Source organism: Acidovorax sp. 69 (assembly GCF_002797445.1).
In the GTDB taxonomy this organism is placed as follows: domain Bacteria; phylum Pseudomonadota; class Gammaproteobacteria; order Burkholderiales; family Burkholderiaceae_C; genus Acidovorax.
In genome coordinates this window covers 356,624-378,476 of the sequence record NZ_PGEP01000001.1, presented here as the reverse complement: position 1 = coordinate 378,476, position 21,853 = coordinate 356,624, and the positions used below count along the sequence as shown (strand labels likewise).

At 65.5% G+C, this 21,853-nt stretch carries 13 protein-coding genes; 8 read left to right on the top strand and 5 right to left on the bottom strand.

Annotation, left to right across the window (positions count from 1 at the left end; all coding sequences use genetic code 11):
- Window positions 1–43: 43 nt before the first annotated feature.
- A complete protein-coding gene (locus CLU85_RS01735) occupies window positions 44–1,267 on the bottom strand; it encodes a murein transglycosylase A (RefSeq protein WP_198509125.1) in 1,224 nt (407 codons plus the stop codon).
- A 279-nt stretch (window positions 1,268–1,546) separates the two neighbouring features.
- Between CLU85_RS01735 and CLU85_RS01730 the strand changes: the two genes are divergently transcribed.
- On the top strand, window positions 1,547–2,197 hold the full coding sequence (locus CLU85_RS01730) for an OmpA family protein (protein WP_100408780.1): 651 nt from the start codon (window positions 1,547–1,549) through the stop codon (window positions 2,195–2,197).
- A gap of 52 nt (window positions 2,198–2,249) precedes the next feature.
- On the opposite strand, the gene CLU85_RS01725 is transcribed toward CLU85_RS01730, so the two are convergent.
- From CLU85_RS01725 to CLU85_RS01710, 4 genes are read right to left on the bottom strand one after another with little or no spacing between them, the layout of a single operon-like run.
- Window positions 2,250–2,879 carry a response regulator transcription factor gene (locus CLU85_RS01725; RefSeq protein ID WP_100408779.1) on the bottom strand — a complete coding sequence of 210 codons (630 nt, stop codon included), beginning with the start codon at window positions 2,877–2,879 and terminating at the stop codon, window positions 2,250–2,252.
- 11 nt (window positions 2,880–2,890) lie between these two features.
- Complete coding sequence (locus tag CLU85_RS01720; protein WP_100408778.1) at window positions 2,891–4,918, bottom strand: nitrogen regulation protein NR(II); 2,028 nt, start codon at window positions 4,916–4,918, stop codon at window positions 2,891–2,893.
- A gap of 5 nt (window positions 4,919–4,923) precedes the next feature.
- The gene (locus CLU85_RS01715) at window positions 4,924–5,739 is read right to left on the bottom strand and encodes a carbon-nitrogen hydrolase family protein (RefSeq protein WP_100408777.1); all 816 of its coding nucleotides are present in this window, start codon (window positions 5,737–5,739) and stop codon (window positions 4,924–4,926) included.
- Window positions 5,648–9,886, bottom strand: coding sequence for a YhdP family protein (locus tag CLU85_RS01710; RefSeq protein ID WP_100408776.1), 4,239 nt, complete (start codon window positions 9,884–9,886; stop codon window positions 5,648–5,650). Before CLU85_RS01710 ends, CLU85_RS01715 begins: the two co-directional genes overlap by 92 nt.
- Window positions 9,887–9,990: 104 nt before the next feature.
- On the opposite strand from CLU85_RS01710, the gene glnE reads away from it, so the two are divergent.
- The 7 genes from glnE to CLU85_RS01675 all read left to right on the top strand — a co-directional run bounded on the left by glnE (window position 9,991) and on the right by CLU85_RS01675 (window position 21,614).
- Complete coding sequence (gene glnE, locus CLU85_RS01705) at window positions 9,991–12,762, top strand: bifunctional [glutamate--ammonia ligase]-adenylyl-L-tyrosine phosphorylase/[glutamate--ammonia-ligase] adenylyltransferase (RefSeq protein WP_100408775.1); 2,772 nt, start codon at window positions 9,991–9,993, stop codon at window positions 12,760–12,762.
- Between the two features lie 108 nt (window positions 12,763–12,870).
- Window positions 12,871–13,596, top strand: coding sequence for a TetR/AcrR family transcriptional regulator (locus CLU85_RS01700; protein WP_100408774.1), 726 nt, complete (start codon window positions 12,871–12,873; stop codon window positions 13,594–13,596).
- A complete protein-coding gene (locus tag CLU85_RS01695) occupies window positions 13,593–15,041 on the top strand; it encodes an efflux transporter outer membrane subunit (RefSeq protein ID WP_100408773.1) in 1,449 nt (482 codons plus the stop codon). Before CLU85_RS01700 ends, CLU85_RS01695 begins: the two co-directional genes overlap by 4 nt.
- Window positions 15,042–15,109: 68 nt before the next feature.
- The gene (locus CLU85_RS01690; RefSeq protein ID WP_100408772.1) at window positions 15,110–16,312 is read left to right on the top strand and encodes an efflux RND transporter periplasmic adaptor subunit; all 1,203 of its coding nucleotides are present in this window, start codon (window positions 15,110–15,112) and stop codon (window positions 16,310–16,312) included.
- Window positions 16,313–16,324: 12 nt separating this feature from the next.
- Entirely contained in the window at window positions 16,325–19,435 is a 3,111-nt protein-coding gene (locus CLU85_RS01685) for an efflux RND transporter permease subunit (RefSeq protein WP_100408771.1), read from the top strand.
- Window positions 19,436–19,543: 108 nt separating this feature from the next.
- Entirely contained in the window at window positions 19,544–20,746 is a 1,203-nt protein-coding gene (locus tag CLU85_RS01680) for an HD-GYP domain-containing protein (RefSeq protein ID WP_100408770.1), read from the top strand.
- Between the two features lie 313 nt (window positions 20,747–21,059).
- Complete coding sequence (locus CLU85_RS01675) at window positions 21,060–21,614, top strand: glutathione peroxidase (protein ID WP_232727696.1); 555 nt, start codon at window positions 21,060–21,062, stop codon at window positions 21,612–21,614.
- Window positions 21,615–21,853 lie beyond the last annotated feature (239 nt).

Genomic DNA, 21,853 nt, shown 5'->3' with positions numbered 1-21,853 from the left:
CCATCAGAGATGATCTATCGGGCGCTACAGCCAGTTTTAATACCTACCTCGGCCACAGCGCCCACAGCCGCAGGTTCTGCTTGAGCCGTCCGGCAATGTCGCCCGCCTCCGGGCCCCAGCCCGTGAAGTAGTCCGCGCGCACGGCGCCCAGGATGGCACTGCCCGTGTCCTGCGCCAGCACCATGCGGTTCAGCTGCACCTGCGGGCCGCTGGAGGCCAGCCACACCGGCGTGCCGTAAGGAATGCTCTGACGGTCCACGGCGATGGATCGGCCGGGCGTGAGAGGCACTCCCTGCGCGCCACGTGGGCCGAAGCCGGCGTCCAGCGCGTTCAAGGGCTCCTCGCGAAAGAATACGTAGCGCGGGTTGCTCCACAGCAGCTCGTTGGTGCGCTGCGGATTGACCGCCAGCCAGGCGCGAATGCCAGGCCATGTGGCGTCGCGCGTGGCACCTTGGTCCAGAAGCCAGCGGCCCACGCTCTGATACGGCTGATCGTTGGTGCCGGCATAGGCCACACGCACCACCGACACCGAGCCGTCGGCCTCGGCAATGCGCAGGCGGCCTGAGCCCTGGATGTGCAGCACCATGGATTCCACGGGGTCGCGCAGCCAGGCGATGGCGCGACCCGCCAGCGCGGCCTGGGCCTCGGGCAGGGTCTCTATCTGCTGGCGGGTGAACCAGGGCTTGCGGGCACCAAAGCCTGCAGGCAGGCGGTAGATGGGCACGGTGAAGCCGTTGCCGGGCTGGCGCGCGGCGTCCATCATGGGTTCGTAGTAGGCCGTGAGCAGCCCCTCGGCATTGCCGTCTGTGGCTTCGACGCGGTAGGGCTGCAGGCGGGCAATGAGCCAGGCACGTTGTTCATCAGCCGTGGCGATGCTCAACTGCCGCACCTCGCTGCACAGCGCCGTGAAGGGGGGCTGGGGGCGCTCGCAGCTCTTGATCCAGGCGTTCCAGGCCTCGTGCAGCGCGTCGTCGGCAAAGCCCGGCAGCTCGGCCCAGCGCACGGGAATCCAGCGGCTTTTGGGCTGCGACATCGGTGGCGGCAACGGGCCTGCATCGCCTGGCAACGCCACCGCACCAGGAGTCTGAGGCACAGGGATGGCCCCGGGACGGGAGGGGATTGGGGCAGGAGGGGTGGAACAGGCGGCCAGCGTTCCTACAATCAGCGCCGTCAATACAAGGCGCAGGAGTGTCAATTTCATGGGGCTGATTTTGCTTGAAGCGCTGCTCGCGCTGGTGGTGCTGGTGGCCATTGTGTGGTGGACCATGTTCTCCGGCCGCAAGGGGGGGGAATTGAAGCCCCCCCCGGACGAGAGCAACAAGACGCCGCCGCCCGCCCCTGAACGCTGCGCCCCATGGGGTGCCAAAGGATGCGGCGCGGTGCCGTCCTACACCCGATGGGCTGTCGGGCTGATGGCGTCGTTGCCGCAGCTTGGCACGATGGCAACCACCGGGTGTTGGCCGTGCGGCGGACTCACTGAAGTCTCTCTGGCCGGCCAGATGAAATCCCGCCCACCCGGGGCCATCGATCTTCAAGGAGCACACACATGCGCAAACATATTCACCTTCTCGGCGCTGCCGCCGTTCTCGTTCTGGCCACCGGGTGCGCCAGCATGGACGACACCCAGCGCCGCACGGCCACTGGTGCCGGCGTGGGCGCATTGGCAGGGGCCGTTATTGGTTCCGCCACCGGGGGCAGCGCAGGAACGGGTGCCGTGCTAGGTGCCGGTGTCGGGGCCCTGGGCACCTATATCTGGTCGCAAAACATGGAGCGCCAAAAGCGCGAGATGGAGCAGGCAACCCAAGGCACCGGCATTGCTGTGACACAGACTGCCGACAACCAGCTCATGCTCAACATCCCCAGCGACATTTCGTTCGCGGTAGGCCGTTCGGACATTCAGCCCAACTTTGCGCCGGTGCTGGACCGGTTCGCCGAAGGCCTGCGCAACAACCCGAACACCGATGTGCGCATCGTGGGCCACACCGACAGTACGGGCAGTGAGGCGGTCAACAACCCCCTGTCGATGGACCGCGCCGCCAGCACCCGCAGCTACCTCACCGCGCGGGGCGTGGATGGTCGCCGTATCGCCATTGAGGGTATGGGCGAGCGCTACCCGATTGCCACCAACGACACCACCGATGGCCGTGCGCGCAATCGCCGTGTCGAGATTTTTGTGGGTGAACGCCCTCGCGGCTGATGACGTTCGGCCTGCCCCACCACGGTGGGGCGCTGTCAGGCCCGTGTGCAGGTCAACCTGCGGTGCGCAGCAGGTTGGCCAGTTCCACGGCTGACTTGACCTGCATCTTGTCAAACACGCGCGAGCGATGCACTTCCACCGTGCGCACGCTGATGTCAAGCTGGTCAGCAATCAGCTTGTTGGGCAGCCCGGCCACGACCAGATCCATCACATCGCGCTCTCGATCGGTCAGATCACGCAGACGCACCTGAAGGTCGCTGCGCTCGCGCAATTGCATCAGGCGCTCGGTGGACTGCGCCAGCGCCTGCTCGATGCGGTCCACCAAGGCATTGTCGGAAAACGGCTTCTCGCAAAAGTCGAAGGCGCCGCGTTTGACAGTGTCTACCGCTGTGGGAACGTCAGCGTGGCCGGTGAGAAAAATCACGGGCATGGTCGCCAGGTCGCCACGCACGGCCAGCAGGTCAAAAAGGGCCAGGCCGCTCATGCCTGGCATGCGCACATCGAGCAACAGGCAGCAGGGCTGGCGCTGTGCTGGGCGGCTTTGCAGCATGGCATCAAACGCTTCGGCGCTGTCGAAGGACTCGCTGGGCAGCCTGCGCGAGCGCAACAACCACGCCAGGGCTTCGCGCACGCTGGCGTCGTCGTCGACGATGTACACGGTGGCGTTGGATACGGGTTCCATCAGTTTTCTAGCTAAGTTTGGGAGACAGGCAGCGTGAAGGTGAATACCGTACCACGCGGCTCATGGGGCGCAAACCCGAGAAAACCACCGTGCTGCTCAATCACCGTGCGGCACATGCTCAGTCCCAGGCCCATGCCTTCCGGGCGGGTGGTGAAAAAGGGGGTGAAAAGCTTCTCCGCCACTTCGGGCGGTATACCCGTGCCCAGGTCGGTCACCGCGAACTCGACCCAGCCACTGTATTTGTTGGACGCCGCGCGCCGCACCCGGATATCGAGCACGCGGGTGCGCACGGTAGGGTCGTCCATGGCCTGCATGGCGTTGCGCGCGAGGTTCAACAGCACCTGTTCGACCATGGTCCGGTCGCACAAGGCGGGGCCAAGTCCCGGCTCGACGGTAGTGTGTACACGCACGCCGAGTTTGCGTGCCTGCAGGCTCACCAGCGGCAGGATGGCGTCGAGCAGCTGCTGTGCATACACCGCCTCGCGGGCCTGGTCGCGCCGGCGCACGAAATCATGCACGCTCTTGATCACGCGGCCGGCGCGTTCTGCCTGGCGCGCGATCTGTCGCATGGCCATGCGCACGTCCTGCAGGGCGTCCGGCTCGGCGGAGGCGGCTTGGGCGGGCGCGGCCTGCTCCAGCAGGTTCAGCGACCCATTGGCGTAGCTCGAAATGGCGGCCAGCGGCTGGTTCAACTCGTGGCTGAGCAACGAAGCCATCTCGCCCACGGTAGCCAGGCGCGCGGTCGCCTGCAGGCGCTCTTGCGATGCGCGTGAAAGTTCCTCGACCCGGCGCTGTTCGCTGATGTCCAAAAATGCACTCATCCAGCCCGTGTGTTGCCCTTGGGCATTGATGAGCGGGGCTTCGATGATCAGCACCGGAAACCGGGTCCCATCTTTGCGCATGAACTCGGACTCGAAGCCTTCGCGCGGTGGCATGTAGCCCGCAAACCGAATGGCCTGGCGCTGGCGGTATTCTTCGACCCGCTCCGGCGGCCAGTAGGGGGCGGACATGCTGTGCCCCATCAGCTCGTGCGCCGTAAACCCCACCATCTCGCAGAAGGCCGGGTTGACGTAGGTGATGCGCCCCTCCAGATCGCGGGCACGCAGGCCGGTGACCAGCGAGTCCTCCATGGCTTTGCGAAAGGCCAGCGCATCGGCCAGGTCACGCTCGGCGCGCAGGCGGCGGCGATTGTCGCGCACCAGTACCACCATCACTGTCACCAGGGCAATCGACATGGCGGTGACCAGCGCTGTGAGCACGTTGGGGAACAGGCTGGGGGCGCTGTGCCAGCTGTCCATGCGCAGCACCAGCGTACCGCCCGGCAGGTCAAGCAAGTGCTGCGCAGTGAACATGCGCGAGCCCCGGCGTGCCGCACCCATCACGGCCAGGCGTGTACCGTCGGCTTCGGTGAACGAGGCTTCCTGACTGCGCGTGAGGTTGTGCGCCACCAGGTTGATAAGGATGTCCTGCAGCGCATAGGTGGCCACAAGAAAGCCCGTGATGCGCCCGCCAGCCGTCAGAGGCACGCACAGCTCCATCATCTCCGAGCCCAGGCCGTCGCCGTGGGGCTGAAAATAGCTGCTGGAATATGCCGGGTTACTCAAGCGCCGGGCATTGGCACACGCAATCGTCAGGTCCGACTGGCTGCTGTCGCGCAGCCGCATGTCCCATGCAACAGGCCGGTAGGGAGACTGCACATGGGTGCGCATCCGCAAATTGGCGTCGCGCAATTCAATGCGCACCAGTTCGCGGCGGTTGCGCAGCAGGTCGGAGGCATCCACCTCCCAGGCCAGCTGGCCAGGGTTGTCTGCGGGCAATGCCTGCAGGCTTTGCAAATTGCGCGTGAGTGCGGCTCGGATGTCCGACACCGCATCTGCGGTGTCTCGCTCCAGGCGCGACTGCACCTGGCTGGCCTCGTACCGCCCCGCAAGCCACACCATAGTGGCAAGCATCGAGACCACCAGCAGCACCAGCGCCGTCCAGAGCGACCAGCGCCGCCATGCGCCGCGCCAGCGCTGCAACAGGGTGCGTTTTTGCATAACACTCACAACACGCGGTGTGCCAGGGCTGGAAGTTGCGTGCGGACATCGCGCAGCCGCTGCACATCCAGCACGCCGCTCACGACGCCTGGCCCCTGGTCCTGCTGGGCGAGGACCATGCCCCAGGGGTCCACTAACATACTGTGGCCCCAGGTATGGCGCCCATTCTCATGCAGGCCTCCCTGGGCAGGGGCCAAGACATAAGCCAGGTTCTCTATCGCACGGGCGCGCAGCAGGACCTCCCAATGCGCCTGCCCCGTGGTGTGCGTGAAAGCGCTGGGTACCAGCAACAGGTCTGAGCCCGCACTGGCGTGCGCCCGGTACAGCTCGGGAAACCGCAGGTCATAGCACACAGAAAGGCCCACCCGCCAGCGATGGCCATCGCGCGCCAGCAGGTCAAACTGCACGGGGGTGTTGCCCGCTTCGATGACCCGACCTTCGTGATACTGCTCGCGCCCATCGTCGAAGTAAAAAAGGTGGATCTTGTCGTAGCGTGCCACGCAGGCGCCGCTGGGGTCGAAAACCAATGTGGTGTTGCGCACCCGGTCCGGCGTCGCCGTCTGCAAGGGCAGGGTTCCGCCCACGATCCACATCTGCAGCGCGCGTGCGGCATCGGACAGAAACCGCTGGATGACTCCGTTGCCATCGGCCTCGCGCAACGCGATTTTGTCGGTGTCCTTGTGGCCCATCAGGCAGAAGTATTCCGGCAGCACAGCCAGTTCAACACCGTCACGGGCAGCCTGCTCCAGCAGCGCGAGAGCCGCTTGCAGATTGTCGTCTCGCTGGGTGCCAGACACCATCTGGATGGCGGCAACTTTCATGAGGGCTCTCCGGCTTTGGGGGGGTGGCGCGAGGGGTGGCGTCGGTGGCGGGGCTGGCCTCGCGGCCTCGGCGCGCTACACGCACCACTCGCGGATCGGACCAGGTGCCGTCCACCCGGAACTCCTGTGTGGCGGCCTCGATGAGCGGACCACGCAGAAACACCTGAGCGAGAAAGCTGCCCAGCCCAATCACGGGGTTGATGGCCGTAGCCACCAAAGAGGCGGTCATCGCATTGATTTCTGGCACCACCACCACACGCAACTCCTGGGTTTCCTGGTCGATATTGGCATTGCCCTCCATCAGCACAGCGGCATTGACACCCTTCATCTGCAGATTGTTGGTAGTGGCCACGCCACGCTCAATGCGCACATCGCCGCGCACAAAATCGAAGGCAAAACCTTCACTGAAGACATCGCGAAAATCCAGGGTGAGGCGGCGCGGCAGGGACTGCAGGCTCAATACGCTGAGCAGCTTGGCCAGGCCCGGGTCGGCTTTGAGAAATTGGCCGGATTCCACATTCAGGTTGATTTGTCCTGTCATGGACCGGTAGTCGGGGCTGAACGGTGCACCGATCCAGGCCACCTGCCCCTCCATGCGCCCCTTGCCGCGCCGCACCACGTTGGCCATGCCCATACGGGCCAGCAGATCGCCCGAGTCGCGAATGTCGAGCTTGAAACTCAGCACGGTGCGCCGTTCGGCGGACCGGGGGGCTGCGGCTGCCGCATTCAGCACGGCCCAGTTACCGGTGGCCGTGAAGCTGGCTTCAGGGGCCGTGATGTTGAACTTGGAGAGGCGCCACTCGCGCTGCGCGCCCTCGCCACCCCGGTTCTGCGCCTCGATCTCTACCCTGCCAAGCCGTCTTCCGCGCAGTTCGAAGTCATCCACCACGACGTCGAGTGCAGGCAGGTTGCCGGGTTGGTCGTTGAGCAGTTCTTCGACCTGGGTCACATCGCTCTGGGGCATGTTCACGCGCGACAGGCGGGCAAACACGCGGCCGTTGGCGTGCTCGGGGGTCCCGGGTTGGCGGTATTCAAGATAGCCGTTGAGTTCGGTGGCGTCGAGGTTGGCACGCCAGGTGGTTCCTTCGCGCAGAGCCCCCGCCACGATGTTGTGCAATGTACGGCCCTGCAACGTCAGCTCCCGCGCGCGCAGCGCCAACGTGGTCGGCAGGTAGTCCTGCGCCACCACCGGGCCCGCTGGTGGCACGTTGGCACTGGGTGCGCGGGGGGCGGTTTCTGTGCCGATGGCTTGTGCCAGCACGTCCTCCCATGCATCTACATCCACCTTGCCCTGGTTGATGTTGGCGGCCACGCCCTGTGCAGGAAGGGGCGAAGACTCTCCATTGCTCAGCCCAATGCCGATGGCACCGCGCAGCACGCGGGCCTGGGGGCCGCTCAGGTCGCGCACATAGGTGGCCGAGCCAAGGGTGCCCATGTCCAGCGTGATCTGGTCGCGCAGCGGCTGTGCCGCACTGCTGTTGGCACCGCTGGCCAGACCGGCAAGCGATTCGCGCGCCACCTGGGTTTCAAAACGCAGGGGCAGGCTGCTGTCGGCGGGTTTACCCAGCGGGGAAGGTAACGCCAGGGCCAAGCCCTGCAGCGTTGTATTGACCTGTAACTCAGGCACACCCCGGCGGAAGGACAGGGCCATGGTGTAGGGGGTGCTACCGTTGGCTCGGCGCGCCAATTGCGACAGCATGCCCAGCTGGGGTGACTGCTGCAAACCCTCTGCGGTGGCGATGCCCTGCGCGCGAACTTGTATGGCCGCCTCGGTGGCGGGCGCGTTGGGTGCGAGTGCGCGCATGCCGCCCTCCAGCCGCACGTTGCCACCCAAGGCCTGGGCTTGCACATTGGTGAGGGAGAACCCGGTCTCGCTGAATTGCACGGCGCCGCGCACGCGGCTCAAGGTGGGGGTGTCGGGCGTGATGCGCAACTCATTGCCCCCCAGCGTCACACTGCCCTGTACCTTGGACTTGTTGATATCGCCGATCGGCAGGGCAAGGCGCAGCTGAAAGTCGGCATTCCCGGTGCCACTGGCCTGGTCCAGCGCATTGCCGGTCATGCGTCCCAATGGTGAGGTAGCCATGAGCGCAAGCAGATCTGCCAACGGGCCACGGGCGTCGGCACTTACCCCGACGACGGAGTGCGCCAGATCGGGGATCTTGGCATCCACCTTGGACAGCCGCAGACCCTTGCTGCCCGAAAAACCTCCGCTCGCACCGCGCACCTGCATCGACGAGCGCTCGAAGATCAATTCACCACCCAGTTCTGTCAGCGCCGGCCATGGCAATGTGTTGGCTGGCTGTATGGATGGCGGCACATAGGCGTAGGTGACATCTTTGACGCGTGCCGCGATGCGGAACTCGCCCAGCTTCGGATCGTTGAATGGCAGATCGTGCAAGTCGCCCTTGACGCGAAACAGCACACTGCTGGCGCTGCCCGCAACGACTGCGTCACGCACATAGTGGCGTGATTCGGCGGGAATGGACAGGGGCAGGTAGCGGTGCACCCGGGTGCCATCGGCGCGGTTCAGGGCGCCTGTGAGGTCCAGCACCCCTGGAAAACGTGAATGATGAGGCGCCTTGGTGGCGTCACTGGTATGCCATGTGGCGCGAGCCTCGCCCTGGGCGTCGGCATTCGCAAACTGCACATCGTTGGCCTGCACGGCAATGCGGCTGCCGTCAATTTGCCAGCGCACGTCGGCGGTAAGTCGGTCGAGTGGCAACACCGGATCTTCGAACACCCCGGGCAACACCAGGGCGCCTGATGCCATCGACAGGGCGGCCTTGCCGCCGGTCTGGGTCATGTCGATGTCCACCGTGGCACCGCGCAAGCCCATGTGAGCAGGGACGGCATCGACCGTCGCTCCTGCCAGCGCCAAGCCCCGGATGCGCCCCTTGACCTGGTATTGCTGAAGGTTTTCTAGCGGACCTTTCCAGGTGGCCTGGATTTCATCGACCAGCCCCTGGGGGGTGTAGGTGCGAACAGCGTCGTGCGCCGTGGCTCCAAGCGGAAGACGGCTGGCAATCTGCGCAAGGGCAGCGAGGTCAAGGCGGTCCGCACGAAGCTCCCCCTGTTCGGGGGCCTTGCCCGCTGCGGCAGTGTGCACCAGCCGCAGGTTCCCGCCGGGCCAGGTCAGGCCGTCGTCGGTCTGAAACTGCAGTGCCTGCGTGGAGAATTCAAACCCACCGTTCAGCCGTCGCCCTCCCAGGCGCCCCTGGAGGGTGGGAAGCACCAACGCCTGCAATTGGGGCCCGAGGGTCGTGTTCACATCGGCCAGCGCAAGGTCTGCCGTACCACCCACGATCTGTCCACTGCGCACATCGGCCCAGGCACGCAGCGCGCCCCGGCCCTGCGTTACTTCAACGCCCACATCGGCGTGGTGGCGCAGTTGCGATACATCCACCCGGGAGAAATCGGCAAACACCTGGCCGTTCCAGTGCTTCCAGTTGCCATCCCGGGCCCGCAGCAGCGGGGCGCGGAACAATCCCACCACCGTAAACCGGTCCCCCCAGGCCTCGGGCGGGGTGGCGTCCAGACGCATGTGGTGGTGCCAGTTTCCATTGCGCAAGACCAGGTTCACCTCCTTCAGCGCCAAAGCGGGCGCACCGCGCTGTTCGTCCGTCCAGCGCACCGTCCCGTCTTTGATGAAAACCTCGCCCTGGGAAAAAATCCAATCTGCAGCCGCGCTGTTGTCACCTTGGTTCTGGGCGAACTCGAGTCCCGCCACATAAATACGACCATCGGCGGCACGGCGCACATCCAGCTCCGGCCCCTCGACAAAAAGTTGCTCGAACCCTCCTTGGAGCAATGAACGCGGCGACAAGGCCACCACCACCCGGGGCAGAAGCAGCGCAGACCGCCCCGAGGCATCCAGCAGCGCTACATCCGACAGCTCAATTGAAGGGATCAGCCCTTCGGTGCGGGCCGCAATGGCGCCGATCTTGACGGGAACCCCCAGAGCCCGTGCGGCCTGTGCCTCCAGTTGTGGGCGGAAATCGCCGATTCGCGGCACAATCCAGCCATGAAGAGCCCCCCACGCGATGGTCAGAAGCAGCCAGAAGGCGAGCAGCAAACCCAGCGACCACCGCGCGAAACCTGCCACTGTTTTCAGCAGGCGTGAGGGGGGCATGGTGGGATCGATCATGGTGGGATTGAATGTGGCAGGAATTATGACCCGCAGCCCTGGTGTGGGTTCACTACAAACCAGTGTTCTTATGTACGCGGAGCCCAACCGCGACTGCGACTGCGATGCAACCTTCCTCCTCTGACCCCCGCTGCAACCAACCCATTCCTGATGGGCCGCTGGCCGAGCACTCCCGCTTCTACCAGCGCCTGCACCGCCGTTACGCCAACGACCTGGCACTGCTGCCCCCGGGCACCCCGGTGCTGGCCACCATGGAGCAGGCGTATGACGCGCTCATTGCCCGGGGTTGCGACACCGGCACGGCCTTGCGGATGCTGCGTCAGCTGGTCATGGAGCGGATCATCCAGCTCGATTGCGAAACCCAGGCGCCCCTCTCAGGGATCACCCGTGCGGTGACCGAGCTGGCTGAATTGGCCCTGGACCGTGCCTGCCGCCAGGCACGCCGCGAGTTGGACGAGCGCCACGGCGCACCGTGTGGACCAGAGGGGCAGGCCGTCCAACTCTGGATCATCGGCATGGGCAAGCTGGGGGCGCGCGAGCTGAACGTCTCCAGCGACATCGATCTCATCTACGTTTACGAACACGATGGAGAGACTGCAGGCATGGCCGATGGCCGGGGCCGTATCTCCAACCACGAATACTTTGCACGCGCCGTCAAAGCCATCTACGGACTGGTGGGCGATACCACGGAGCATGGATTCGTGTTCCGTGTCGACCTGGCGCTGCGTCCCAACGGAAACTCTGGCCCTGCGTCGGTGTCGCTGGCGGCCCTGGAGGAATACCTGCAGCTGCATGGCCGCGAGTGGGAGCGTTTTGCCTGGCTCAAAAGCCGCGTGGTGGCCCCGCGCGACTGCATTGGCAGCCCCGAAGTGCAGGCGCTGCGTGGCGTGGTTTTGCCCTTTGTGTTCCGCCGTTACCTCGACTACAGCGTGTTCGACGCGCTGCGGTCCCTGCACAGTCAGATCCGCGACCATGCTGCCAAACGCAGCGCGGGCCACCCGGAGCGCGCCAACGATGTGAAGCTCTCGCGCGGTGGCATCCGCGAGATCGAATTCACCGTGCAGTTGTTGCAGGTAGTGCGTGGCGGGCAGTTCCCGGAGCTTCGCCGCCGCCCCACACTCGACGCATTGCAACGGCTCGCCCATGCAGGCCTCATGCCGCAAGAGACAGCCGATGCGCTGGCGCGGGCCTACGTGTTCCTGCGCCGGGTAGAGCACCGCATCCAGTACCTCGATGACCAGCAAACCCATGTGCTGCCCACGCGCGACGATGATCTGGCTTGGATTGCCCACACCCTGGGGTTCAAGGATTGTTGCGCGTTCCTGCACGAGCTGGATGCCCACCGCGAACTGGTGGCACAGGAGTTCGACACCCTGCTGGGGGGCAACGGCAAGAAGCAATGCAACGGAGGCGGCTGCGGCGGCCCCCGTGCTGCAGCGCCCCCACCCCCCGAGCTGGAAACCTTGCTGGAGCAACTGCCCGCCGGGTTCCGCGAGCGCGTGGCCGAATGGCGCAACCACCCGCGAGTCGCGGGTCTGCGCGACGAGGCGCGCGCGCGCCTATTCCGCTTGGTGCAACGCACAGCGCAATGGCTCAAGGAAGGTCGCGTCACCGAAGAAGCCGCACTGCGCATGGCCAATTGGCTGGAGCCGCTGCTGCGGCGCGAGAGCTACCTCGCGCTGCTGCTGGAGAGGCCCTCGGTGCACGAGCAATTGCTGCACCTGCTGGGCGCCGCGAAGTGGCCCGCCCGGTACCTGCTGCAGCACCCCGGCGTGATCGACGAACTGGTGGGCGACGCCCTGCTGACAGAACGGTTTGTGGTCGCCGACTTCGAGCGCGAACTGGGCATGCGCCTGGCGTCGCTGCGCTCCACCGGAGAGGACGACGACGAGACACTGCTCAACCTGCTGCGCCGTGCCCAGCATGCCGAGACCTTCCGCACCCTGGCACGGGACGTGGAGCGCCGCATCACCGTCGAACAGGTGGCCGACGATCTCAGCGCCTTGGCCGACAGCGTGCTGCGCATCACCAGCCAATGGTGCTGGAGCCGCCTTAAAAACCGCCACCGCGACGAACCCCAATTCGCCATCATTGGTTACGGCAAGCTGGGCGGCAAGGAGTTGGGCTATGGCAGCGACCTCGACATCGTTTTTGTGTTCGATGACGATGACGAGCGCGCCCCCGAGGTTTATGCGGCCTTTGTGCGCAAGCTCATCAACTGGCTGACCGTCAAGACAGGTGAAGGCGACCTCTACGAAATCGACACCGCACTGCGGCCCAATGGCAACTCAGGCCTGCTGGTGACGAGCTTCGAGGCCTACGCCAACTACCAGCAGCAGCGCGGCAGCAACACCGCCTGGACCTGGGAACACCAGGCCATGACACGCGCGCGGTTCGTGATGGGCAGTGCAGCCTTGCAGGCCCGCTTCGATTCTGTGCGCGAAGCCGTCATCACATCCACCCGCGACCCGGCGGCCTTGCGCGGCGAGATCGTGACCATGCGCGAGCGCGTGCGATCAGCCCATCCCACGCCCCCCGGTAAATTTGACGTCAAACACAGCACAGGCGGCATGGTGGATGCCGAGTTTGCGGTGCAGTACCTGGTGTTGTCACAGTCGTCAGCTCATCCTGAGTTGCGGGGCAACGTGGGCAACATTGCCTTGTTGCAGCGTGCCGAACAGGTGGGTTTGCTGCCTGCCGGTGTGGGCCACGCTGCGGCGGATGCCTACCGGGAACTGCGGCGTGTGCAGCACGTAGCGCGCCTGGACGAGACCCCCACCCAGGTCACTCCCCCCGCGCTGCAGGCCGAACGTGAAGCCGTGCTGGCACTCTGGCATGCTGTTTTTGTGGCGGACCCGGGCACGCCAACCGGCTAACGGCGCCACGAAGATGTGACAAACGGTTGCATTTTCAACAGCTTGCAACGGGTAGCAGCCTGGGCAATTCAAACAACTGTTTGAATTCTGGTGGTTTAATCCGGTGCCATGAGTTCTGGCGCCCATTCCGTTCCCGCAGCCCAACGCACCGCCCGCAGCGATGGCGAAGATACACGCGTTCGCCTGCTGCGCGCAGCGCTACAGCTCTTCTCCGAAAAAGGCTTTGCACAGACCTCTGTGCGGGCCATCGCCGAGGCCGCTGGCACCAACGTGGCGGCCATCGCCTACCATTTTGGCGACAAGGCTCGCCTGTATACGGCGACGTTCTACGAGCCCTTTGGCAGCGGCAGCGACCTGATTCCGGTGTTTGCCGATCCTGCCCTGAGCCTGTCGCAGGCACTGGCCGCCTATTTCGGGGGTTTTCTGGAGCCCCTCAAGCACGACGACCTCGTGACCCAATCGCTGCGTCTGCATGTGCGCGAGCTGTTGGACCCGACCCATGTGTGGCCTGAACTCATCGAGCGTGAATGCCGCGCCCCGCACTTGGCCCTGATACAGGTGTTATGCCGACACATGAGTGTGGCCCAGGTGGATGACGACATGCACCGGCTCGCGTTCTCTCTCGCCGGGCTGATCATGCAGATGTGGACGCAGCGGGATCCGCTCCAGGCCATCGCACCGCAGCTTGCAAGCTCTGCAGCTGTCGATCCGTGGGTAGAGCGGCTGACCGGCTATGCCCTGAGCATGGTGCAGGGCGAGATCACCCGGCGACAGGCCCCACAACGGCCTGTGCGCCGCGCTTCCAGGACTTCGCACAAGGAATCCAACGCATGACGCTGAGCAAAGCCCGCCTCATCCTAACCGCCTGCCTGCCTTTTGCGCTGGGGGCATGTGCCGTCACAGCCCCTCCGGCGCAAGTGCAGGCAACCCCGCCCCTGGTGTGGCAAGCCTCCTTGCCACACCAGGGTTCACTGGCTGACATGGCCCAGTGGTGGACGCAGCTCGGCGACCCGGTGCTGGTGGAACTGATCGATGCGGCGCAGGCTATCAGCCCCGGCCTGGCTCAGGCCCAGTCGCGCATCGCGCAGGCCCGCGCAACGCAGGTTGCGAGCCGCGCTGCGCTGCTGCCGTCGGTCGACGCACAGGCCAGTGCCAGCCGCGGGTTCAACGAACAACTGGCTGGCATCGCCACCACCGCGCAGACAGGACTGCAGGCCAGCTGGGAGCTGGATCTGTTCGGTGCCAACCGGGCGACCCGGACTGCGGCCGAAGAGCGCCTGGCGGGCGCGCAGGCGCTGTGGCACGAGGCCCGCGTCAGTGTGGCCGCCGAAGTGGCACAACAGACCAGCAGCCTGCGCACCTGCCTCGCACAATTGCGCGTGGCCGAACGCGATGCCCAGTCACGCAGTGAGACTTCGCGGCTGTCGGGCCTGAGTGAACGCGCCGGTTTCACCGCACCCGCCACTGCAGCTCTCGCCAGCGCGAGCGCGGCTGAAGCACAGGCCCGTGTCTCGCAGCAACGCATGTTGTGCGACGTGGAGGTCAAGACCCTGGTAGCGCTCACAGGGTGGGAAGAGCGTGCGCTTCGCTCGCGCCTTTCCACGCCAGCGCCCGCAGCACCCGACACGCTGTTTGCGATTGCCGCCTTGCCCGCACAGGTGCTGGCCCAGCGCCCCGACGTCTACAGCGCCGAGCGCGAAATGGCCGCCGCCAGTGCTGAGGTGGGCAGCGCGCAGGCCCAGCGCTACCCGCGCCTGTCGCTCAGCGGAACGGTGGGCGCAGCATGGGTGCGCAGCGGCGGCGTGACAACCGACCTGAGCACCTGGACCCTGGGCCCGCTGGCGCTCAGCGTGCCGCTGTTCGACGGGGGCCGCCGCGTAGCGCAGGTCGATGCGGCACAGGCACGTTATGACGAGGCCACGTCGCTGTACCGCGCCAAGGTGCGCCAGGCTGTGAGCGAAGTCGAACAGGCGCTGGTGCGGCTGCAGAGCACTGGTGAACGCAATGCCAGCGCGCGGGCTGCGGCAGAGGGCTACCGCACCTCGTTCGATGCGACCGAAGCGCGCTGGCGTGGCGGGCTGGCCAGTCTGGTCGAGCTCGAGGACGCCCGGCGCACCTCGCTGGCGGCCGAAAACGCACTGATCGCCCTGCAGCACGAACGCCAGGTAGCCTGGGTCGCGTTGTACCGGGCCGCTGGCGGTGGGTGGGCGCCGCAGGTGCCGACGCCACCACATGCCGCTTCGGCCAACCCACTGGCCGCGGTCACCGCCGCACGCTGAACCCCACGGGGACCGGGCCGATCGCCCAACCCCTTTTCCTGACGCCGACTGGATGAACGGACTGATCGATGCCCTATTTCAAGCTCTCTCCCACCGCCTTCGCCGTGATCGCCGCCTGTGTGCTGGCCACGGGGGGCGCCCTGGTTTTCTCGGGCGCATCGCGCGCCGCCGATGAGCCCAAAACAGGCCAGCCCCGCCCCGCACTCACGGTGAGCACGGCACAGCCCCAGCGCACCTCGGTGCCGGTACACCTGGCCGCCAATGGCAATGTGGCCGCGTGGCAAGAGGCCAGCATCGGCGCTGAAAGCAACGGCCTGCGCCTGACCGAGGTGCGCGTGAACGTGGGCGATGTGGTCAAGGCAGGCCAGGTGCTGGCAACCTTCTCTGCCGAAACGGTGCAGGCCGATGTGGCCCAGGTGCGCGCCAGCCTGCTCGAAGCCCAGGCCAACGCAGCCGAAGCCACTGCCAATGCAGACCGTGCCCGCTCGCTGCAGGCCACAGGCGCACTGAGCCAGCAACAGATCCAGCAATACACCACGGCCGAGAAGACTGCGCAGGCGCGCGTGGAGGCGGCCAAGGCCACGCTCAACGCACAGCAGCTGCGCTTGAAATACACGCAGGTCGTAGCGCCCGACAGCGGCGTGATCTCGGCGCGCACAGCCACCGTGGGTGCGGTAGTGGGGGCCGGTACCGAACTGTTTCGCATGGTGCGCAAAGGGCGCCTGGAGTGGCGTGCCGAGGTCACGTCCACCGAGCTGCGCCGCATCCAGCCGGGCGCCAGGGTCAGCGTGACGGCAGCCAGCGGCGCGGTGGCCGAAGGCACCGTGCGCATGGTCGCTCCCACGGTGGACCCGCAGACGCGCAATGTCCTGGTCTATGTAGACCTGCCGCTCCACGGTGATTTCCGTGCCGGGATGTTCGCGCGCGGTGAGTTCGCGCTGGGCAGCAGCGATGCGCTCACCGTGCCGCAGGAGGCGCTGGTGGTGCGCGACGGGTTCTCTTACGTCTTCGTGGTGGGTGCCGACCAGCGGGTGCAGATGCGCAAGGTTCAGACCGGCCGCCGCGTGGCCGACCGCGTGGAGGTGCTGTCGGGCGTGGACGCCAACGCCCCGGTGGCCGTGCGCGGCGCAGGCTTTTTGAACGACGGCGACCTGGTGCGCGTGGCGGCCCCTGCAGCGGCGCCAGAGGCTGGCAAGCAGTCAGCTGGCGAGCATTTGCAGCAAAAAGTGCCTGTAGCGCTTTTGAATCAAGCGCCATTAGCTATCAAATAAGGAGCATTCGCCATGAATGTATCCACCTGGTCCATCAAGAACCCCATCCCGGCGCTGATGCTGTTTGTGCTGCTGACCTTTGGCGGCCTGCTGTCGTTCAACGCCATGAAAGTGCAGAACTTTCCCGACATCGACCTGCCCACGATCTCCGTGACTGTGGCGCTGCCGGGCGCGTCGCCCGCGCAGCTCGAAAACGACGTGGCGCGCAAGATCGAGAACAGCATCGCCACGCTGCAGGATCTGAAACATATCTACACCAAGGTGCAGGACGGCGGCGCCACCATCACCGCCGAGTTCCGGCTGGAGAAGCCCACGCAAGAGGCGCTCGATGATGTGCGCTCTGCCGTGGCCCGCGTGCGCGGCGACCTGCCGGGGGACGTGCGCGATCCCATCGTGACCAAGATGGACCTGGCGGCGCAGCCGGTGCTGGCCTTCACCATCGCGTCAAGCCGGATGGATGACGAGGCGCTGTCGTGGTTTGTGGACGATGCCGTGGCCAAAAAGCTGCTCACTGTGCGTGGCGTAGGGGCCGTCAACCGCGTGGGTGGTGTGGACCGGCAAGTGCATGTGGCGCTAGACCCGGTCAAGCTGCAGGCCCTGGGCGCTACGGCGGCCGATGTGTCGCGCCAGTTGCGCCTGGTGCAGCAAGAGAGTGCAGGTGGTCGCACGGACCTGGGCGGCAGTGAGCAGCCCGTGCGCACGCTGGCCACCGTGCAGTCGGCACAGGAGCTCGCGGGCCTCACGCTGGCCTTGTCGGATGGTCGCCACGTGCGGCTCGATCAGGTGGCCACGGTGACGGACACGATTGCAGAGCCACGCGCGCTGGCCATGCTCAACGGCAAGCCGGTGGTGGGCTTTGAGGTGGCGCGCAGCAAGGGCGCCAGCGAGGTGGAGGTGGGCGCAGCCGTGCAGGCGGCCCTGAAGGACATGCGGGCCCAGCACCCGGACCTCACGATCACCGAGGCCTTCAACTTTGTGCAGCCGGTGCAGGAGGAGTACGACGGCTCCATGCACCTGCTTTATGAAGGTGCGCTGCTGGCTGTGCTGGTGGTGTGGCTGTTCTTGCGCGACTGGCGCGCAACCTTTGTGTCGGCCGTGGCGCTGCCTCTGTCGGTCATCCCCGCGTTTATCGGCATGCACCTGCTGGGCTTTTCGATCAACGTGATCACGCTGCTGGCGCTGTCGCTGGTCGTGGGCATCCTGGTGGATGACGCCATCGTGGAGGTCGAGAACATCGTGCGCCACCTGCGCATGGGCAAGTCACCGTACCAGGCGGCCATGGAGGCGGCGGACGAAATTGGCCTGGCCGTGGTGGCCACCACGTTCACACTGATTGCGGTGTTTCTGCCCACGGCCTTCATGAGCGGCATCGCAGGCAAGTTCTTCAAGCAGTTTGGCTGGACGGCGTCGCTCGCAGTGTTTGCCAGCCTGGTGGTGGCGCGCCTTCTCACGCCCATGATGGCGGCCTATATTTTGAAGCCCCTCGTGGGCGATCACAAGGACCCGCGCTGGATGACGGTGTACCTGCGCTGGGCCGCGTGGTGCGTCAAGCACCGATGGATGACCTTTGTGGCCACCGCAGCGTTCTTCATCGGCTCGCTGGCACTGATCCCGCTGCTGCCCACAGGCTTCATACCGCCGGACGACAACTCGCAGACCCAGGTGTACCTGGAGCTGCCGCCCGGCGCAACGCTCGCCCGAACGCGCGCCGTGGCCGAAGATGCGCGCGAACGCATCGCCAAGGTGCCGCATGTGCAAAGCGTGTACACGACCATCGGCGGTGGATCGGCCGGGGGCGACCCCTTCATGGGCAGCGCCAATGCCGAGACGCGCAAGGCCACGCTCACCATTTTGCTGGCCGACCGGGGCGATCGCCCGCGCAAGCAGGGCATCGAAAACCAGATCCGCGCCGCGCTGGAAACCCTGCCTGGCGTGCGCAGCAAGGTGGGCCTGGGCGGATCGGGCGAAAAGTATGTGCTGGTGCTCACGGGCGATGACCCGCAGGCGTTGACCAGCGCGGCCCTCGCGGTCGAGAAAGACCTGCGCACCATCCCGGGACTGGGCAGTGTGTCGTCCACCGCCAGCCTGGTGCGGTCCGAGATCGCGGTGCGCCCCGACTTCGCGCGCGCTGCCGACCTGGGCGTGACCAGCAGTGCCATTGCCGAAACCCTGCGCATCGCCACCGTGGGCGACTACGACGTGTCGCTGCCCAAGCTCAACCTCGCGTCCCGCCAGGTGCCCATCGTGGTCAAGCTGCAGGACGATGCCCGCAAGGACCTGTCGCTGCTGGAGCGCCTGCCGGTGCAGGGCAGCAAGGGACCGGTCATGCTCGGGCAGGTGGCCACGCTGGAGTTCAGTGGTGGACCGGCTGTGGTCGACCGGTATGACCGTGCACGCAACGTGAACTTCGAGATCGAGTTGTCGGGCCAGCCGCTGGGCGATGTCACGAAGGCCGTCGAGGCGCTGCCGTCCATCAAGAACCTGCCACCCGGCGTGCGCCAGATCACCATCGGCGATGCGGAGATGATGGGCGAGCTGTTCGCCAGCTTCGGCCTGGCTATGCTCACCGGTGTGTTGTGTATCTACATCGTGCTGGTGCTGCTGTTCAAGGACTTTTTGCACCCCGTCACCATTCTGGCGGCGCTGCCACTGTCGCTGGGCGGGGCGTTTGTGGGGCTGCTGATTGCGCAAAAGAGCTTCTCGATGCCCTCGCTGATCGGTCTCATCATGCTCATGGGCATTGCGACCAAGAACTCCATCCTGCTGGTGGAGTACGCCATCCTGGCGCGGCGCGAGCATGGCATGACCCGCTTCGAGGCGTTGATCGATGCGTGCCACAAGCGCGCACGCCCGATCATCATGACCACGCTGGCCATGGGCGCGGGCATGCTGCCCATTGCCATCGGCGTGGGTGCTGCCGATGCCAGTTTCCGTTCACCGATGGCCGTGGCCGTGATCGGGGGGCTCATCACCTCGACGCTGCTGAGCCTGCTAGTGATCCCGGCGGTATTCACCGGAGTGGATGACCTGGGGCAATGGTTCGGGCGCACCCTGCGCAGGCTTCGGGGTGCGCACCCAGCACACCCGCCAGCTGCTGCTCAAACACCGCCATCAGTGCAATGACAGCGTGTGCTTACATTGCAGGAATTTCGTCCACCGAAAAGCCGGGAAATCACCCGGTAGGTATTGGCTTTGGCAGGCGGGCAAACGTCAGATAATGTAACGAGCACCATGAACCTCGTCAGCCTGAACATCGAATCCATCCAGCTCGGCCACCCGTTGCCCTTTGTGCTGCGTGGGGCCGATGGGGCGCTGCTTGCGCAAAAAGGGTATGTCATTCGCACCCGGGAAGAACTGGCCAAAATGGTCGGGCGTGGGCGAGAGTTGTGCGTGGACACGGACGAGTCTGGCGGCAGCCACCGGGCCTACCTTGCGCAATTGCAGCGCATGCTGATCGCAGACACCAACCTGGGCGAGATTGCCGCGATGAAGATGACGGCAGGCGAGCAGGCCGCCGCAGGCCGTGCGGGCAAAACACTGCCCGACTGGCCCGAGCTGCAGCTACGGGCCACCCAGCTCCTGAGGTCGCCGTCGCCCAACGATTTCGGCGGGCGATTTCAGGCACTGCATGACGAGCTGGCGCGCCATTGCGCACAGACGCCCGACGCTACGTTGCTGGCCCTGATTTACTTGTCGGCGCAGGAAACCCGCCTGTACAGCGCCACCCACTCCATGCTGGTGAGCTGCGTGTGCATGGTGGTGGCGCGCGAGATGCTGAGCTGGCCCAGTGGGCGGCTGCAGCAGCTGGGGCATGCGGCCCTCAGCATGAACATCGCGATGACCGAGCTGCAGGACCAGCTGGCGCAGCAGACCCATCCGCTGACCTCCGTGCAGATTGCTGCCGTGGAAGACCATGCTGCGCGGTCCGAGGCATTGCTGCGCCACCTGGGCGTGGCTGACCCGATGTGGCTGGAGGCGGTGCGCTGCCACCACCATCGCTCTCCAGGCCCGCTGGCCAAGAAGACCGAAGCCCAGCAAATGGCGCGCCTGCTGCAACGCGCCGATATCTTCGGGGCCCGGCTGGCTCCGCGTGCGGCCCGATGGCCGATGCCGGTCACCGCTGCCATGCAGGCCAGCTACTACGACGAGGACCACCAGGTGGACGAAGCTGGCGTGGCACTGGTCAAGACGCTGGGTGTGTACCCCCCCGGAGCCTTTGTGCGGCTGGCCAGCCAGGAGGTGGGGGTGGTCATCCGCCGGGGCACCACGGCCACTACACCCCGCGTGGCTGTCGTGACCAACCGCGAGGGCATGCCCACGGGCGAGCCCATCCCGCGCGACACTGGCATGCCGCCGTGGAAAGTCACCGGCGTGGTGGCCTTCAAGGACGTGCGCGTCAAGCTCTCTCTGGATCGGCTGCTCCAGCTGGTCTGATCTCCTGGCCGCACGTTCGATGCGGCCCGTGCTCCCCTCCCGCCCTTTGATCCGCACCTGGCAGGTGCGGCGCCGATGTTCCGTCGCCGATTGGTCGCGCGGGAAGGCCTGGGCACGCCTGATCGCGGCCTCTTCCGTATGGCGAGTCAGGCAAAACCCTTCCCCGTGTCAGGAATCTGAATCCAAAAGGCGTCGCGCCGCGTATACCAATCAGTACAAATAAAAACTCATGTGGACAAAAAATAATGAAATGGTTAAATTGGCCCCACCATCCGCCCACAGTCCTATGAACACTCTTTCACGACTTATCCCAATGGCAGGCCTTCTGGCGATTGCGCTGCTGGCCCCCGCAGCACAGGCTGCGGATACGCCCCAGGGCTGTCCCGCCACGTTGCAGCACACCTTTCTGCGACTTCAGGACGAAAAGCCCCAATCGCTGTGCCAGTACAGCGGCAAAGTGGTGTTGGTGGTCAACACCGCCAGTTTCTGCGGCTTCACAGGCCAGTACAAGGGACTGGAGGACCTCCACGCGCGCTACAAGGACAAGGGGCTGGTGGTGCTGGGTTTTCCTTCCAACGACTTTTCGCAAGAGACAGGCAGCAACCAGCAGATTGCCGATTTCTGCGAAAACACGTTCGGCGTGAAATTCCCGATGTTTGCCAAAAGCAGCGTCAAGGGCCCCGAGGCCTCTCCGTTGTACCGGCAACTCGCGCAGCTGTCGGGCACGGCACCGCGCTGGAATTTTCACAAGTACCTGCTCGGTCGCGATGGCAAGCTGGTGGACAACTATTCCAGCCTGACCGGGCCCGACAACAAAGGCCTGGTCCGGGCCATTGAGCAGCAATTGGCGCTGCCCGCACCCCGGTGAGCAGCATGATTTCTTTACGTTTCTTTAAAAAAATCACAGCGCGGCTCTGGAACTTCGCGGTGGAAGCCCCACTCTATCCATTGCGCAAGACGATTGCGCGGCGTACAGTTTTAACGTTGCGAAGCCTTTCGGGCCCCCGGGTTCCGACTGATCTCCTGGAGCGCTTCTCCTCCCTCCCTCTCTTATTCGTTTCGGGACGCTTCGCAACCTTTTTATTCCGTGCACTGGCCAGAGGGAGC